Annotated in this window: 14 protein-coding genes; 10 read left to right on the forward strand and 4 right to left on the reverse strand. The window is 68.4% G+C overall.

The window, feature by feature from the left end; all coding sequences use genetic code 11:
• Positions 1-16: 16 nt before the first annotated feature.
• The 4 genes from A6A05_RS06670 to A6A05_RS06685 form a co-directional block, all read right to left on the reverse strand.
• Entirely contained in the window at positions 17-904 is an 888-nt protein-coding gene (locus A6A05_RS06670) for a F0F1 ATP synthase subunit gamma (RefSeq protein WP_068498691.1), read from the reverse strand.
• Positions 905-925: 21 nt separating this feature from the next.
• Positions 926-2455: a F0F1 ATP synthase subunit alpha gene (gene atpA, locus A6A05_RS06675; protein ID WP_068498693.1), complete on the reverse strand. Its 1530-nt coding sequence runs from the start codon at positions 2453-2455 to the stop codon at positions 926-928.
• Positions 2455-3009, reverse strand: a complete 555-nt coding sequence (locus A6A05_RS06680) for a F0F1 ATP synthase subunit delta (protein WP_068498695.1) — start codon at positions 3007-3009, stop codon at positions 2455-2457. Before A6A05_RS06680 ends, atpA begins: the two co-directional genes overlap by 1 nt.
• A 229-nt stretch (positions 3010-3238) precedes the next feature.
• On the reverse strand, positions 3239-5431 hold the full coding sequence (locus A6A05_RS06685) for a primosomal protein N' (protein ID WP_068498697.1): 2193 nt from the start codon (positions 5429-5431) through the stop codon (positions 3239-3241).
• Positions 5432-5473: 42 nt separating this feature from the next.
• Between A6A05_RS06685 and A6A05_RS06690 the strand changes: the two genes are divergently transcribed.
• From A6A05_RS06690 to A6A05_RS06735, 10 genes are all read left to right on the forward strand, one after another.
• On the forward strand, positions 5474-6187 hold the full coding sequence (locus A6A05_RS06690; RefSeq protein WP_068498699.1) for a DUF484 family protein: 714 nt from the start codon (positions 5474-5476) through the stop codon (positions 6185-6187).
• Positions 6188-6247: 60 nt separating this feature from the next.
• Positions 6248-6478, forward strand: a complete 231-nt coding sequence (locus tag A6A05_RS06695) for a FitA-like ribbon-helix-helix domain-containing protein (protein WP_068498701.1) — start codon at positions 6248-6250, stop codon at positions 6476-6478.
• Positions 6475-6882, forward strand: coding sequence for a type II toxin-antitoxin system VapC family toxin (locus A6A05_RS06700; protein ID WP_068498703.1), 408 nt, complete (start codon positions 6475-6477; stop codon positions 6880-6882). The genes A6A05_RS06695 and A6A05_RS06700 overlap by 4 nt, the downstream gene beginning before the upstream one ends.
• A gap of 4 nt (positions 6883-6886) precedes the next feature.
• A complete protein-coding gene (locus tag A6A05_RS06705) occupies positions 6887-7834 on the forward strand; it encodes a tyrosine recombinase XerC (RefSeq protein ID WP_068498705.1) in 948 nt (315 codons plus the stop codon).
• The gene (gene tsaE / locus A6A05_RS06710) at positions 7831-8304 is read left to right on the forward strand and encodes a tRNA (adenosine(37)-N6)-threonylcarbamoyltransferase complex ATPase subunit type 1 TsaE (RefSeq protein WP_425411938.1); all 474 of its coding nucleotides are present in this window, start codon (positions 7831-7833) and stop codon (positions 8302-8304) included. The genes A6A05_RS06705 and tsaE overlap by 4 nt, the downstream gene beginning before the upstream one ends.
• Positions 8301-9296: an aminoglycoside phosphotransferase family protein gene (locus tag A6A05_RS06715; RefSeq protein ID WP_068498707.1), complete on the forward strand. Its 996-nt coding sequence runs from the start codon at positions 8301-8303 to the stop codon at positions 9294-9296. Before tsaE ends, A6A05_RS06715 begins: the two co-directional genes overlap by 4 nt.
• The gene (locus A6A05_RS06720) at positions 9293-10009 is read left to right on the forward strand and encodes a nucleotidyltransferase family protein (RefSeq protein WP_068498709.1); all 717 of its coding nucleotides are present in this window, start codon (positions 9293-9295) and stop codon (positions 10007-10009) included. Before A6A05_RS06715 ends, A6A05_RS06720 begins: the two co-directional genes overlap by 4 nt.
• Entirely contained in the window at positions 10006-12930 is a 2925-nt protein-coding gene (gene addB / locus A6A05_RS06725) for a double-strand break repair protein AddB (protein ID WP_068498712.1), read from the forward strand. The genes A6A05_RS06720 and addB overlap by 4 nt, the downstream gene beginning before the upstream one ends.
• 60 nt (positions 12931-12990) lie before the next feature.
• Complete coding sequence (locus tag A6A05_RS06730) at positions 12991-14334, forward strand: TldD/PmbA family protein (RefSeq protein ID WP_068498714.1); 1344 nt, start codon at positions 12991-12993, stop codon at positions 14332-14334.
• A 246-nt stretch (positions 14335-14580) separates the two neighbouring features.
• The gene (locus tag A6A05_RS06735) at positions 14581-14943 is read left to right on the forward strand and encodes a hypothetical protein (RefSeq protein WP_068498716.1); all 363 of its coding nucleotides are present in this window, start codon (positions 14581-14583) and stop codon (positions 14941-14943) included.
• Positions 14944-15128 lie beyond the last annotated feature (185 nt).

Below are 15128 nucleotides of genomic sequence, written 5' to 3' on the forward strand. Positions count from 1 at the left end.
GAGCTCCTAGTCTTCCTTACAGCGCCTCAGCGCCGGAGATGATTTCGATCAGTTCCTTGGTGATCTGAGCCTGACGCGACCGGTTGTACTTGATGGTCAGGCCGTTGATCATGTCGCCCGCGTTGCGGGTGGCATTGTCCATGGCGGTCATACGGGCACCCTGTTCCGACGCCTGGCTTTCCAGGATCGACCGGAAGATCTGCACCGCCAGATTGCGCGGCAGCAGGGAATTCAGGATGTCTTCCTCGCTCGGTTCGAACTCGTAGAGAGCCTTGGCCGCGGCGTCAGCCTTGACCGGGCCTTCGGCGGGCACCGGGAAGGGGATCAGCTGCTGGCGGGTCACCACCTGGGCGATGGCCGACTGGAAGCGGTTGTACACCACGGTGCAGACGTCGAACTCGTTCTCGTCGAACAACTGGGTGATACGGGTCGCCACCTGATCGGCTTCGGCGAAGGAAATGCCCTTGCGGCCCAGGCCCTCGAAGCCTTCGATCAGATGCGGGCCGAAATCACGGCGGATCTGTTCGCGGCCCTTGCGGCCCACCGGAAGGATCTTGACGGTCTTGCCTTCCTTGAGAAGCTGACCGGCAAGCTGCTTGACGTTACGCACGATGGACGAATTGAAGCCGCCGCACAGGCCGCGATCAGCGGTCACCATGACGATCAGCTGGACATCGTCCTTGCCGGTTCCGGCCAGCATGCGGGGTGCACCCGACTGGCCGGCAAGCGAGCCGGCCAGAGTGCCCAGCATGCGCTCCATGCGCTCGGCGAAGGGTCGCGCCGACTCCGCCGCCGTCTGGGCGCGGCGGAGCTTGGAAGCGGCGACCATCTTCATGGCTGACGTGATCTTCCTCGTCGATTTGACGGAGACGATCCTCAGCCGTAGGTCCTTAAGGCTCGGCATCGGGTTTCAGACCCCTTCCGATTACGCGAAGGTCTTGGAGAAGGCGTCGAAGAACGCCTTCAGCTTCTCTTCGGTTTGCGCGGAAATCTGCTTTTCGGTGGCGATGGCGGTCAGGATGTCGGCGTGCTTGGCCCTCATCTCCGACAGCATGGCCGTTTCGAAGCGGCCGACATCGCGCAGGTCCAGCTTGTCGAGGTAGCCCTTCACGCCGGCATAGATGGCGATCACTTCTTCCTCGGTCGGCATCGGCGAGTACTGCGGCTGCTTCAGCAGTTCGGTCAGACGCGCACCGCGATTGAGCAGCTTCTGGGTCGCCGGATCGAGATCCGAGGCGAACTGGGCGAAGGCGGCCATTTCACGATACTGAGCCAGTTCCAGCTTGATCGAGCCGGACACCTGCTTCATCGCCTTGATCTGGGCGGCCGAGCCGACGCGCGACACCGACAGGCCGACGTTCACGGCGGGGCGGATGCCCTTATAGAACAGGTCGGTTTCCAGGAAGATCTGGCCGTCGGTGATCGAGATCACGTTGGTCGGGATGTAGGCCGAGACGTCGTTGGCCTGGGTCTCGATGACCGGCAGAGCGGTCAAGCTTCCAGCACCGGCGGCGTCGCCCATCTTGGCGGCGCGTTCCAGCAGGCGCGAGTGCAGATAGAACACGTCGCCCGGATAGGCTTCGCGGCCCGGCGGACGGCGCAGCAGCAGCGACATCTGACGATAAGCGACGGCCTGCTTGGACAGATCGTCATAGATGATCAGGGCGTGCATGCCGTTGTCGCGGAAGTACTCGCCCATGGCGCAACCGGCATAGGGGGCGATGAACTGCAGCGGGGCGGGTTCCGAGGCGGTGGCGGCCACGACGATGGTGTAATCCATCGCGCCGTAGTCGGTCAGCGTCTTGACGATCTGCGCGACGGTCGAGCGCTTCTGGCCGACGGCGACGTAGATGCAGAACAGCTTGGCCTTCTCGTCCGAGGCGTCGTGCCAGCGCTTCTGATTGATGATGGTGTCGATCAGAATGGCGGTCTTGCCGGTCTGACGGTCACCGATGACCAGCTCGCGCTGGCCGCGGCCGACAGGGATCAGGGCATCGACGGCCTTGATGCCGGTGCTCATCGGCTCGTGCACCGACTTGCGCGGAATGATGCCCGGCGCCTTGACATCGACGCGCGAACGCTGGTCCGAGGCGATCGGGCCCTTGCCGTCGATGGGGTTGCCCAGGGCGTCAACGACGCGACCCAGCAGGCCCTTGCCGACGGGGACGTCGACGATGGCGCCGGTGCGCTTGACGACGTCACCTTCCTTGATGTTGCGGTCGTCACCGAAGATCACGACGCCGACATTGTCGGATTCGAGGTTCAGCGCCATACCCTTGATGCCGCCGGGGAATTCGACCATCTCGCCGGCCTGGACCTTGTCGAGGCCGTGGACGCGGGCGATACCGTCACCGACAGACAACACCTGTCCGACCTCGGCGACTTCCGCCTCGGTTCCGAAATTGGCGATCTGTTGCTTGAGGATCGCGGAGATCTCAGCCGCGCGGATTTCCATTATCCAACCCCTTTCATGGCAAGCTTGAGGTGCTGCAGCTTCGTCTTCAACGAGCTGTCAACCATACGAGAGCCGACATTCACCATCAGGCCACCCAGCAGGCTGGGGTCGACGGTGACGTCAACGGCAACATTTCCAACGAAAGCCGTCTTCAACGAGGCTTCCAGCGCGGCGATCTGACCCTTGGTCAACTCGACCGCCGACAACACCTTGGCGGCAATCTCACCACGCTTCGCGGCCAGCAGGCCAAGGAAGCACTCGATGATGCCGGGCAGGGAGGACAGGCGGCGGTTGGTGGCGGCCAGGCCAAGGAAATTCGCGGTGAGCGTATTGAACTTGGCGGCGGTGGCCAGGGCCGCAACGGCCTTGCCCTGCTCGGCGCGGGTCAACACGGGACTGTCGAGAAGGCGATTGAAGTCCGCACTGTCGCGGATCATGGCCTTCAGACTCTTGAGGTCGCTCGCCACCAAATCGAGAGCATTCTGGCTTTCGGCCAGCTCGAAGAGCGCGGTAGCGTAGCGTTCGGCGATCACGCCAATGGTTTCGGATGGCACCTGGGCAAGTCCTTCGGATCAGGTCGAAAACGAATTCGCCGGCAGCCTACAAAGCATTGAAGTATAAAAATATTGCGCCTCGGGCGAGGGCTGACCCACCCGCAAGCGCGACGGTTAACTAGCACATCGGTTGCTGCGTTGCAAGACGACTCGAGTGCCTTTTGTGCAAGCGCGGCCAGAAAGTCGCCCCACCCGGTCGGGCGGTGACCTTTCCACCCGACTCACTACCCTAAACGAAAGAGTACGGATCGATGTCCACCTGCACCCGCAGGGGCTGTTTCGCCGGACAGATGGCCAGCCACTCCTTTAACGCTGCCTGCAGCGCCACGGTGCGCGCCGCCTTGATCAGGAAGCGGCGGCGGTGGCGGCCGCGCAGCAGGGCCATGGGCGCAGGTGCCGGGCCGATCACCTCCAGCCCCTCGGTGTGGGGGGCGGTGCGGGCCAGGCGGCGGGCATAATCGTCGACGGCGCCGGCATCGGGGCCGGAGACGATCAAGGCCGCCAGGCGGGCAAAGGGCGGCATGCCGGCGTCGCGACGGCATTCGGCTTCCGCCGCGATGAAGGAATCGCGGTCGCCCGCCACCAGCGCCCGCATCACCGGATGGTCGGGCTGGAAGGTCTGCAGCAGCACCCGGCCGGGCCGCTCGGCGCGGCCGGCGCGGCCGGCCACCTGCGACAGCAATTGGAAGGTGCGCTCGCCGGCCCGCAGATCGCCGCCTTCCAGCCCCAGATCGGCATCGACCACGCCGACCAGGGTCAGCATCGGGAAGTGATAGCCCTTGGCGACGATCTGGGTGCCGACCAGCAGGTCGATCTCGTGGTCGGCGACCTGGCGGACGAACTCGGCGGCGGCATGGGGGCCGGAGACGGTGTCCGACGCCATCATCGCCACCCGGGCGCCGGGAAAGCGGTGGGTGGCTTCCTCGGCGATGCGCTCGATGCCGGGGCCGCAGGCGGCGAAGCTGTCTTCGGCCTCGCATTCCGGGCAGACCGAGGGCAGGCGGGTGGCGTGGCCGCAATGGTGGCAGATCAGGCGGCCGGCCTGGCGATGCTCGACCAACCACGCGGTGCAGTGCGGGCATTGCAGGCGGTGGCCGCATTTGCGGCACAGCGTCAGTGGCGCATAGCCCCGGCGATTGAGGAACAGCATGGCCTGCTCGCCCTCGGCCAGGGTGCGCTCGATGGCTGCCACCAGCGGCGGGGCCAGCCAGAAGCCGCGCGGCGGCGGGGTGCGGCGCAGGTCGACCATACTGATCTCGGGCAGCACCGCGCCGGCATGACGGTCGGGCAGGTGCAGGCGGTGGTAGCGCCCGGCCTGGACGTTGGCCAGGGTTTCCAAGGACGGCGTCGCCGAGGCCAGGATCACCGGACACGCCCCGATGCGGGCGCGGACCACCGCCATGTCGCGGGCGTGATAGCAGACGCCGTCTTCCTGCTTGAAGGCGCCGTCATGTTCCTCGTCGACGACGATCAGGCCCAGATCGGGGAAGGGCAGGAACAGCGCCGAGCGGGCGCCGACCACCACGGCCGCTGTGCCGTCGGCCACCGCCCGCCAGGTGGCGCGGCGCTTGCCGTCGGACAGTTCGGAATGCCACACCGCCGGCTCGACCCCGAAGCGCGAGCGGAAACGTCCCAGCCATTGCGCCGACAGGGCGATCTCGGGCAGCAGCACCAGCACCTGGCGGCCGCGCTTCAGGGCGGCGGCCACCGCCTCGAAATAGACCTCGGTCTTGCCCGATCCGGTGACACCGTCCAGCAGCCAGACATGGAAGCCAGCGATTTCGGCCAGCGCAGCCGCCGCCTGGGCTTGGCTCTCGGACAGGGCCGGGCCGTCGCGATGGGCCTGGGGGGCGGCGAAGGGGGCAGGCGGCGCCAGCGCCACCTTTTCCAATGCGCCGGCCTCGACCAGGCCCTTGACGACGCTGTCGCCGGTCCCGGCCTCGCGGGCCAGGTCGGCCATGGTCAGGGGCGGGTGGGCGGCGGCGGTCTCCAGGACCTTGCGTCGCGTCGCGGTCAGTTTCAGGCCGTCCGGGATGGGCCGCGCGCGCACCGCCCAGATCGGGGCGGGCGGCTCCAGCGCCGCCGGAACGCTGATCGCCATCTTCAGCACCGCGCCCGGCGGGGCCAGGGTATAGGCGGCGACCCAATCGACGAAACGGCAGAGCGCCTCAGGGATTGGCTTCGCCGGCAGACGGCGCAGGATGGTCCTGAGCTTACCGGGATCGGTGGCGGCACTGCCCGGTCCCCACACCACCCCCAGGCTGGTGCGGCCGGCCAGCGGCACCTCGACGACGTCGCCCTGGGCCACCGGATCGGCGCCGACGCGATAGTCATAGGCGCCGGCCAGCGGCAGCGGCAGCAGCACCGCGACACGCGAATCGCAATAAAAGTGTCGGGCGGGGTTGGCGGCGGCGGAAAGCATGGTCTATTGTCTGGCTCGCTTCTGTTATGGGACCTGCCCTGCATGGTGCGCAAGCACGACGATAAAGCCGACGCCGCTCCGCCGCTGTCCGACCAGCAGGTGGCCGATTATCTGCGCCGCCACCCCGACTTCCTGTTGCGCCACACCGAACTGGCCGCTTTCCTGGCGCCGCCGTCGCGCTGGCCCGGCTCCGAAGCGGTGGTCGATCTGCAGACCTTCATGATCGAGCGCCTGCAGGAAGAAGTCGATCGCGTGCGCGGCGCCGCCGAGCATCTGATCCACACCAGCCGCTCGAACATGAGCACCCAGAACCGCACCCACCAGGCGGTGCTGGCGCTGTTGTCGGCCGACAGCATGGCCGAACTGGCCGGCGCCGTCGCCGACGATCTGGCGCCGATGCTTGACGTCGATGTCGCCACCCTGGCCTTCGAGGAAAGCGGCGAGGCGCTGCCGGAGTTGGCCGCCGCCGCCATCTTGCGCCTGCCGCCCGGCCATGTCGATCGGGTGCTGGGCGGTCCCGACCGCGCCTGCGCCCTGGCCGAGCAGATGCCGGGCGATCCCTTGGTATTCGGCGAAGGGGCGGATCTGGTGTCGTCGTCGGCGCTGGTCCGCCTGGATGCCGGCGGACGCTGCCCGGCCGGCCTGCTGGCCCTGGGCTCGCGCCATGGCCGCACCTTTCATTCCGGCCAGGGCACCGAACTGATCGCCTTCCTGGCCCAGGTCGCCGCCCTGTCGGTCCGCCGTTTCGTCGGCTGATGGACGAACGGTGACGGCCGGTGCTATCATCTTTGATAGCATCCACCGGAGGCATGGGCCATGGGATCGGTCCTGATTCGTAATCTAGACGACGCGTTGATCAATCAGTTCCGCACCAAGGCGGGGCTGAACAACCGTTCGCTGGAAGCCGAACTGCGCGAGGCGCTGGCGGCTCAGGCGCCGTTGTCGCCCGAGCAGAAGCTGGCCTTGCTTGACCGCGTGCGAATCAGGTTGCCCGAGGGCGCGCCCGACAGCGCCGACCTGATCCGCGAGGATCGCGACAGGCGATGAGCGGATTGGTCATCGACGCCAGCGTCGCCATCAAATGGGTCATCGAGGAAAGCGGTTCGGCGGCAGCGATCCAGTTGGTCGGCTCTGCGCCGCTGATGGCCCCCGATCTGATCGGCGCCGAACTGACCAACGTATTGTGGCGCCATGTCGCCGCCAACCGGCTGGGTGAGTCCGCCGCCCAGGCGGCGTGGCAGGGCTGTCGCGCCATGCTGGACCGTGTCTACGCCCATGACGAACTGTCCGGCCCGGCCCTGCGCATGGCCTGCGCGCTGGGCCACCCGGCCTATGACTGCTTCTACCTGGCCCTGGCCGAGCAGTTGGATTGCCCGATGGTCACCGCCGACCGGCGGTTCCACGATCGCGTCGCCGATTCGGAATGGCGCCACCGGGTCACGGCATTGTAACGCTATGACCAAGGCTCCCATCCACTTCGCCGCCGCCCCCGATCTGGCCAAGGCGGTCGAGCATTGGCAGGGCTGGCTGTCGGGCGAGAAGCGGGCCAGCAAACACACAATCGATGGCTATGGCCGCGACCTCGCCGCCTTCTTCACCTTCCTGATCGGCCATCTGGGCGGCGAGGCCGACCTGGCCGCCCTGATGGCGTTAAGCCCGGCCGACTTTCGCGCCTTCCTGGCGGCGCGCCAGCATGACGGGTTGTCGCGCTCGTCGATGGCGCGGCAGATGAGCACGTTGCGCGGCTTCTTCCAATTCCTCGACAACCATGATTACGGTCATAATCCGGCGATCGGCGCGGTCAAGGCGCCCCGGCCGCCCAAATCGGTGCCCAAGGCGCTGTCGGCCGACGCCGCGTTGGAGACCTTGGATCAGGCGGCGCTTTTGCAGGATGAGCCGTGGCTGGCGGCCCGCGACGCGGCGCTTTTCACGCTGCTTTACGGCTGCGGCCTGCGCCTGGGTGAGGCGCTGGCGATGACCGGGCGCGACCGGCCGAAAGCCGACGCCATGGTCATCACCGGCAAGGGCCGCAAGCAGCGGCTGGTGCCGGTGCTGCCGCTGGTGCGCCAGGCCATCGACGATTATGTCGGCCAATGCCCGTTCGCCATCGGCGCCGACGATCCGCTGTTCGTCGGCGCGCGCGGCAAGGTGTTGAATCCCGGCGTGGTGCAGCGGCAGATGCGCAAGATGCGCCCGCTTCTGGGCCTGCCCGACAGCGCCACCCCGCACGCCCTTCGCCATTCCTTCGCCACCCATCTGCTGGCCGGCGGCGGCGATCTGCGCACCATCCAGGAATTGCTGGGCCACGCCACCTTGTCGACCACCCAGCGTTACACCAAGGTCGATGCCGAACGGCTGACCCGGGCCTATCGCGACGCCCATCCGCGGGCGCGTAATCCATGAACGGGGCCATGAACCGGGTGTTCGAGCTGGCCTGTGAGGCCGACACCGTCAAATTGGGTGCCGCCCTGGCCCGGCTGGCCCGTCCCGGCGACGTGCTGCTGCTGGCCGGCACCCTGGGCACCGGCAAGAGCACCCTGGCGCGGGCCTTCATTCGCGCCCTGACCGACCCCTTCGAGGAAGTCCCCAGCCCGACCTTCACCCTGGTCCAGACCTACGAATCCGACGCGGGCGAAATCTGGCATTTCGACCTTTACCGACTGGAAAAGCCGGATGATTCCTGGGAACTGGGCATCGAGGACGCCTTCGTCGACGGCATCTGCCTGATCGAATGGCCCGACCGGCTGGGGCCATTGGTGCCGCGCCGCCGGCTCGAGGTGACCTTGGAATCCGGCGAAGCCGAAGGCAGCCGGCGCGCCACCCTGACCCCCGTCCATCAATGGGACGACCGCTTGGGAGACCTTGATCCATGACAGACCGTGACGCCCTGATCGCCGCCTTCCTGAAGCGGGCCGGCTGGGGGGCTGCCGAGCGCGGCCGGCTGGCCGGCGACGCCAGCTTTCGCCATTACGACCGCCTGAAGGATGGCGAACGGCGCGCGGTGCTGATGGACGCTCCGCCGCCCAAGGAAGATGTCCGCCCGTTCGTGCGCATCGCCATGCATCTGGAACGGCTGGGCTATTCCAGTCCGCGCCTTCTGGCGGTCGATCTGGATAACGGCCTGCTGCTGCTGGAGGATCTGGGCGACGACACCTATACCCGCCTGCTGGACAATGGCGGCGACGAGGAAGCGCTGTATGCCCTGGCGGTCGATCTGCTGGCCGACCTGCACGGCCAGGGTGAACAGGCCATCCCGCTGGGCCTGGCCCCTTACGACGACGACAAGCTGCTGACCGAGGCGGCCCTGCTCACCGACTGGTACATGCCGGCCATGCTGGGGGCCGAGACCGCCAAGGCGGTCCGGGCGGAATATCTGTCGCTGTGGCGCGAATTGATCCCGGTGGCCCAAGCGGTGCCCGATACCCTGGTCCTGCGCGACTTCCACGTCGATAATCTGATGAAGCTGCCGCGCGAGGGTCTGGCCGCCTGCGGCCTGCTGGATTTCCAGGACGCTGTGACCGGCCCGGTCACCTATGACCTGATGAGCCTGCTGGAAGACGCCCGGCGCGATTTGTCGCCCCAGCTGGTTGCCGCCATGATCGACCGCTATCTGGCCCGCTTTCCCGCTCTCGACCGCGACGCCTTCGCCGCGTCGTGGGCGGTGCTGGCGGCGCAGCGCCACGCCAAGGTGATCGGCATCTTCACCCGCTTGTGCAAGCGCGACGGCAAGCCCGGCTATCTGGTCCACATCCCCCGCGTCTGGCGCCTGCTGGACGGGGCCTGCGCCCACCCGGCCCTGGCGCGGATGAAGGGCTGGCTGGACCGCCACATCCCGCTCCAGGCCCGGGGCGTGCCGACCCCATGAGCACGCGCCCGACCCACGGCATGGTCCTGGCCGCCGGCTTGGGCCTGCGCATGCGCCCGATCACGCTGACCATCCCCAAGCCCTTGGTCGCCGTGGCCGGGCGGACCATGCTGGACCGCGCGCTGGACCATCTGGGGGCGGCCGAGGTCGGCCATCTGGTGGTCAACACCCATTGGCTGCCCCACTGCATCGAGGCCCATCTGGCCGGCCGCCCGAACATCAGCCTAAGCCCCGAGACCGAGCTGCTGGAAACCGGCGGCGGCGTCGCCCGGGCCTTGCCGCTGTTGGGCGAAGCCCCGTTCTATGTGGTCAATTCCGACATCATCTGGACCGATGGCGCCGTGTCGGCCCTGACCCGGCTGGCCCAGGCGTGGGACGATGCCCGCATGGATGCGCTGTTGCTGCTGGTGCCGACCGCGCGCGCCGTCGGCTATGACGGTCCCGGCGACTTCTTCATCGATGCCAATGGGGTGCCGTGGCGGCGGCGCGGCCAGGAAGTGGCGCCGACCCTGTTCTCGGGGGTGCAGATTTTGCATCCGCGCTTGTTCGGCGGCTGCCCGTCGGGCAAATTCTCGTTGAACGTGCTGTATGACCGCGCCCTGGAAGACGGCCGCCTGTTCGGTCTGCTCCATGACGGACGCTGGTACCATGTCGGCACCCCCGAGGCGCTGCCCGCGGTCGAGGCGGCGCTGATCGAGCAGGAGCCCGAATGACGTCAGGCGGTCCGGCGCGCAAGGTCTTCACCATCCCCGCCGGACTGGCCTTCGCCGACGTCCTGGCCGGCCACCTGTTGGCGCGGGCCGAGCATGATCCGCTGAAGCTGGCCGAGATGGTGGTGCTGCTGCCCAATCGCCGCGCCTGCCGCACCCTGGAACAGGCCTTCCTGCGGGCCTCGGGCGGGCGGCCCTTGCTGCTGCCGCGCCTGAAGCCCATCGAGCCGGACGAGGCCGACGAGGACGTCCTGACCCTGCTGGGCGAGGGCGATCCGGACCTTCCCGAGCCGGTGCCGCCGACCGAGCGTCTGCTGATCCTGACCCGGCTGGTGCTGGGGGCGGGGGCGGCCCGGGGCGGGCGGGCCCCATCGCCCGATCAGGCCGCCCGCCTGGCCGCCGAGTTGGGCAAGCTGTTGGACGGCGCCGCCATCGAGCGGGTGGGCTTCGACCGCCTGGGCCAACTGGTCCCCGACGAGCTGGCCGCCCACTGGCAGGTGACGCTGGATTTCCTGAAGATCGTCACCGAACATTGGCCGGCCCTGCTGGGCGGCCGGCTGGATCATCAGACCCGGGTCAACCGGGTGCTGGATGCCCAGGCCGCCCATTGGCGGGCCAACCCGCCCGATTATCCGGTGATCGCCGCCGGCTCGACCGGTTCGCGCCCGGCCACCCTGGATTTGCTGGCGACCATCGCCGGATTGCCCCAGGGCATGGTGGTGCTGCCCGGCCTGGACAAGGGCCTGGACGAGGATTCGTGGGCGGCCCTGGACGAGACCCATCCGCAATTCATGCTGGCCCGGCTGTTGAAAGTGCTGGGCCTGACCCGCAAGCAGGTGGGCGAACTGACCGCCAACCCCGATCCGCGCGCCGCCCGCCTGGCGCTTTTATCGCAGGCGCTGCGCCCGGCAGCCACTTGCGAGGCCTGGAAGGACCTGCCGGAATTTCCCGCCGCCACCCTGGCTGGAATCAGTCGGCTGGACGCGCCGACGCCGCGTGAGGAAGCCGGCGCCATCGCCCTGATGCTGCGCGAGACCTTGGAACAAGACGGCCGCACCGCCGCCCTGGTCACCCCCGACCGCGATCTGGCCCGCCGGGTCGCGGCCGAGCTGGAACGCTGGGGCATCCTGATCGACGATTCCGCCGGGCGGCCGCTGGCGCTGACCGAGCCCGGCGCCTTCCTGCGGCTCTTGGCCGAGATGGTGGCCGACCATTTCGCCCCCCACGCGGTGCTGGCCTGCCTGAAGCATCCGCTGGCGGCCGGGCCGGATTTTCGCCATCAGGTGCGCCGTCTGGATCGGTTGTGTCTGCGCGGGCCGCGTCCGGCCGCCGGCATCGCCGGCCTGCGCCTGGCGGTGGGCGGCGATGCCTCCCTGGTCCGCTGGCTGGAGGGCCTTGAGGCCTCGCTCGCGCCGTTCCTGGCGGTGATGGGCCGCGATCAGGCCAGCCTGGGCGAGTTGCTGGCCGCCCATATGGAAGCGGCCGAGGCGCTGGCCGGCCCGGAAATGCTGTGGCGGGGCGAGGCGGGCGAGGCGCTGGGTCGTTTCGCCGGCCAGTTGGCCGAGGCGGCGGCGGCGGTCGGCACGGTGTTTCCTTCCATTGCCCCTGCCAGCTATCCGGCCCTGTTCGACCAGTTGCTGTCGGGTCAGGTGGTGCGGCCGCGTTGGGGCCGCCATCCGCGCCTGTCCATCTTGGGGCCGATGGAAGCCCGCCTGCAACAGGCCGACCTGATGATCCTGGCCGGCCTGAACGAGGGCACCTGGCCCGCCATCGCCGATGCCGACCCGTGGATGAGCCGGCCGATGCGGGCCAAATTCGGCCTGCCGGCGCCCGAGCGGCGCATCGGCCAGGCCGCCCACGATTTCGCCCAGGGTTTCGGGGCGGCCCGGGTGGTGCTGACCCGTTCGGTGCGGGTGGAAGGGGCGCCGACGGTGCCGTCGCGCTGGCTGATGCGGCTGGATGCGGTGGCCCAAGCGGCCGGTCTGTCCTTCGATGCCGAAAGCGCCGGCTGGCTGGCCTGGCACGAGGGGCTGGACCGCCCGCCGGCGCGTGCCCCGGTCGAACGGCCGGCGCCCCGGCCGCCGGTGGCGGCCCGGCCGCGCAAGCTGTCGGTCACCGAGATCGAGACCTGGATGCGCGATCCCTACGCGCTGTACGCCAAGCATGTCCTGGGCTTGCGCAAGCTGGACCCCATCGACGCCGATCCCGGCGCCGCCGATTACGGCTCGCTGGTCCATAAGGCCATCGAGACCTTCCTGAAGGCCCATCCGAGCGGGCCGCTGCCCTTGGACGCCCTGGCCCGCCTGGAAGCCATCGGCACCGACATCTTCGCCGCCGCCCTGGCCCGGCCCGGCCTGTGGGCGTTCTGGTGGCCGCGCTTCACCGGGGTCGCCGCCTGGCTGGTCGAGCACGAGCAAGCCCGGCGGGCGGACATCGCCGCCACCTTCTCGGAGGTCAAGGGCGGCATCGAGATCGAGGCTCCGGGTGGTCCCTTCCTGCTGCATGCCCGCGCCGACCGCATCGATCGCCTGAAGGACGGCACCCTGGCGGTGATCGATTACAAGACCGGCCAGCCGCCCTCGGCGAAAGAGGTCGCGGCCGGCTATGCCCCGCAATTGTCGCTGGAGGCGGCCATCGCCCGTTTCGGCGGCTTCGACGGGGTGGCTCCGGCTCCGGTCGGGCAGATGCTGTTCTGGCGCCTGAAGGGTGGCAGCCCCGGCGGCGAGGAAAAGAAAGCCGGCGACGATCCCGCCAGCCTGGCCGACCAGGCTTTGGATGGCCTGGCCGCCCTGGTCGCCGCCTTCGACGACCCGGCGACGCCTTACGAGGCCCGGCCTCATCCCGACCGGGCGCCGCGTTTCAGCGACACCAACCACCTGGCCCGCCTGCAGGAATGGGCCAGTGCCGGCGAGGATGATGAATAGGTCCTGACAGGGCGCGCGATCCGGGTTAGCCTTTCGGTCCAAGCGCATCGGAGGAACCCCATGTCCCCTTCCCAGACGGTCGCCCTGCTGCAGGATCTGGTCGCCCAGGCCAAGAAGGCCGGCGCCGACGCCGCCGATGCCGTGCAGATCGATTCGGTCAGCCTGTCGGTGGGGGTGCGCCTGGGCAAGATGGAGCGGCTGGAGCGCTCGGAATCGGGCGATCTCGGCCTTCGGGTGCTGATCGGCAAGCGCCAGGCCATGGTGTCGTCGTCGGACCGCTCGTCCCAGGCGTTGGCCGAACTGGTCGAGCGCGCGGTGTCGATGGCCCGCATCGTCCCGGAAGACCCCTATGCCGGCCTAGCCGATCCGTCGGAACTGGCCACGGTGTTTCCCAATCTCGACACCTGCGACGCCTTCGAACCCAGCGCCGAGCAATTGCTGGACATGGTGCACCGGGCCGAGGATGCGGCGCGCGCCGTGCCCGGTGTCACCAATTCCGAAGGGGCCGACGCCGGCTGGGGCCGGTCCGAGGTCGCCTTCGTCGGCTCGAACGGCTTCGCCCATTCCTATGCGGTGACCTCGGGCTCGCTGTCGGCCGCCGTGCTGGCCGGGGGCGGCGATGCCGGCATGGAACGCGATTACGATTACACCTCGGCGGTCCACATGGCCGACCTGCGCGCGCCCGAGGATGTCGGCCACGAGGCCGGCAAGCGCGCGGTGCGCCGGCTTGGCGCACGCAAGATGAAGACCTGTCAGGTCCCGGTGGTGTTCGACCCCCGGGTCAGCCGCGGCCTGGTCGGCTCGCTTTTGGGCGCCATCAACGGGGCCGGCGTGGCGCGCGGCACCTCGTTCCTGAAGGACAAGATGGGAAGCCGCATTTTCGCCCCGGGCATCCGCATCGTCGACGATCCGCACCGCCTGCGCGGCCCGCGCTCGCGCCCGTGCGATGGCGAGGGGGTGGCGACCCGCCGCCTGGACCTGATCGAGGACGGCGTGCTGACCACCTGGCTGATGGATTGCCGCTCGGCCCGCCAGTTGGGTCTTAAGACCACCGGCCATGCCAGCCGGGGCACCGCCTCGCCGCCCAGCCCGTCGGCCAGCAACGTCTATATGGAAGCCGGCGCCCTGACGGTGGCGGAAATGGTCGGCGACATCCCCTCGGGCTTTTACGTCACCGAACTGTTCGGCCAGGGCGTCAACGGGGTGACCGGCGATTATTCGCGCGGGGCCGCCGGCTTCTGGATCGATGGCGGCGAGATCGCCTTTCCGGTGTCGGAAATCACCGTCGCCGGCAACCTGAAGGACATGTTCCTCAATCTGACCCCGGCCAACGATCTGGTGTTCCGCTATGGCGTCGATTGTCCGACGGTGCGGGTCGACGGCTTGACCATCGCCGGGCGCTGAACGGATTTTGTTCATGCCCCTCAGGCGCCGGGCGCTCCCTCCGGTCGCTTGGCTACGCTCCGTTATGCGCGTTCCGCTGCGCGTCACGCCGACTCTGCGGGGCCTCAACGGCCCAGGCGCCCGCCCCGGCGGGCTTCAGCCAATAGCCCCTGCGATTCCATCCTTCCCAAGGTCTTAACCATTTGGTAAGAGTCCTGACCAGACGGACCTTGCAGAAGGCAAGGTCCCAGGGAAAGGACCGACATCATGATCCGTTCGATCGCCGTTGCCACCGCCATGCTGGCCCTGGCCGCCTGCGCCGACCGCCCGTGGCCCAACGCCGAGATGTCGGGCGATTCTCCGGCTCATTTCAACTTCCGGTCGGATGACCAGCACGCCCTGGCCACCGTCGCCGCCGCCGAGCAGGGCAAGCCGGTGACCTGGAAGGTATCGGATCGGACCTATGGCTCGGTGATCCCCGCCGCCACCCAATATGCCGACCGCGCCGGCCGGCCGTGTCGCGGCCTGAAGCAGGAACGCACCGGCTGGACTGCCCGCGACGTCACCGCCTGCAAGGGCGCCGACGGGATTTGGGTGGTCAGCGACTACAGCCCCGACAAGGCGGATTAAGTCGGTTAGGCTGAAGCACAATTCCTCCACCCGTCATGGCCGGGCTTGACCCACTGCTGTCCGGTTTAATTTAGTGGACTGAGTGCACGGCGTTGATTCTACTCGTGTTCAGACGTTTGGCGCGTCTCCTGGACACGAATTGGAGCAACACCGTGCGGCATCAGAATAGCGTTTTTCATGACTTG

The organism is Magnetospirillum moscoviense (assembly GCF_001650635.1).
Lineage (GTDB): Bacteria > Pseudomonadota > Alphaproteobacteria > Rhodospirillales > Magnetospirillaceae > Magnetospirillum > Magnetospirillum moscoviense.

What these genes read in the sequence shown, in the direction of transcription:
- A6A05_RS06670 (WP_068498691.1), bottom strand. Translation starts at nt 904, where the DNA reads ATGCCGAGCCTTAAGGACCTACGGCTGAGGATCGTCTCCGTCAAATCG.
- atpA (WP_068498693.1), bottom strand. Translation starts at nt 2,455, where the DNA reads ATGGAAATCCGCGCGGCTGAGATCTCCGCGATCCTCAAGCAACAGATC.
- A6A05_RS06685 (WP_068498697.1), bottom strand. Translation starts at nt 5,431, where the DNA reads ATGCTTTCCGCCGCCGCCAACCCCGCCCGACACTTTTATTGCGATTCG.
- A6A05_RS06690 (WP_068498699.1), top strand. Translation starts at nt 5,474, where the DNA reads ATGGTGCGCAAGCACGACGATAAAGCCGACGCCGCTCCGCCGCTGTCC.
- A6A05_RS06695 (WP_068498701.1), top strand. Translation starts at nt 6,248, where the DNA reads ATGGGATCGGTCCTGATTCGTAATCTAGACGACGCGTTGATCAATCAG.
- A6A05_RS06700 (WP_068498703.1), top strand. Translation starts at nt 6,475, where the DNA reads ATGAGCGGATTGGTCATCGACGCCAGCGTCGCCATCAAATGGGTCATC.
- A6A05_RS06705 (WP_068498705.1), top strand. Translation starts at nt 6,887, where the DNA reads ATGACCAAGGCTCCCATCCACTTCGCCGCCGCCCCCGATCTGGCCAAG.
- tsaE (WP_425411938.1), top strand. Translation starts at nt 7,831, where the DNA reads ATGAACGGGGCCATGAACCGGGTGTTCGAGCTGGCCTGTGAGGCCGAC.
- A6A05_RS06715 (WP_068498707.1), top strand. Translation starts at nt 8,301, where the DNA reads ATGACAGACCGTGACGCCCTGATCGCCGCCTTCCTGAAGCGGGCCGGC.
- A6A05_RS06720 (WP_068498709.1), top strand. Translation starts at nt 9,293, where the DNA reads ATGAGCACGCGCCCGACCCACGGCATGGTCCTGGCCGCCGGCTTGGGC.
- addB (WP_068498712.1), top strand. Translation starts at nt 10,006, where the DNA reads ATGACGTCAGGCGGTCCGGCGCGCAAGGTCTTCACCATCCCCGCCGGA.
- A6A05_RS06730 (WP_068498714.1), top strand. Translation starts at nt 12,991, where the DNA reads ATGTCCCCTTCCCAGACGGTCGCCCTGCTGCAGGATCTGGTCGCCCAG.
- A6A05_RS06735 (WP_068498716.1), top strand. Translation starts at nt 14,581, where the DNA reads ATGATCCGTTCGATCGCCGTTGCCACCGCCATGCTGGCCCTGGCCGCC.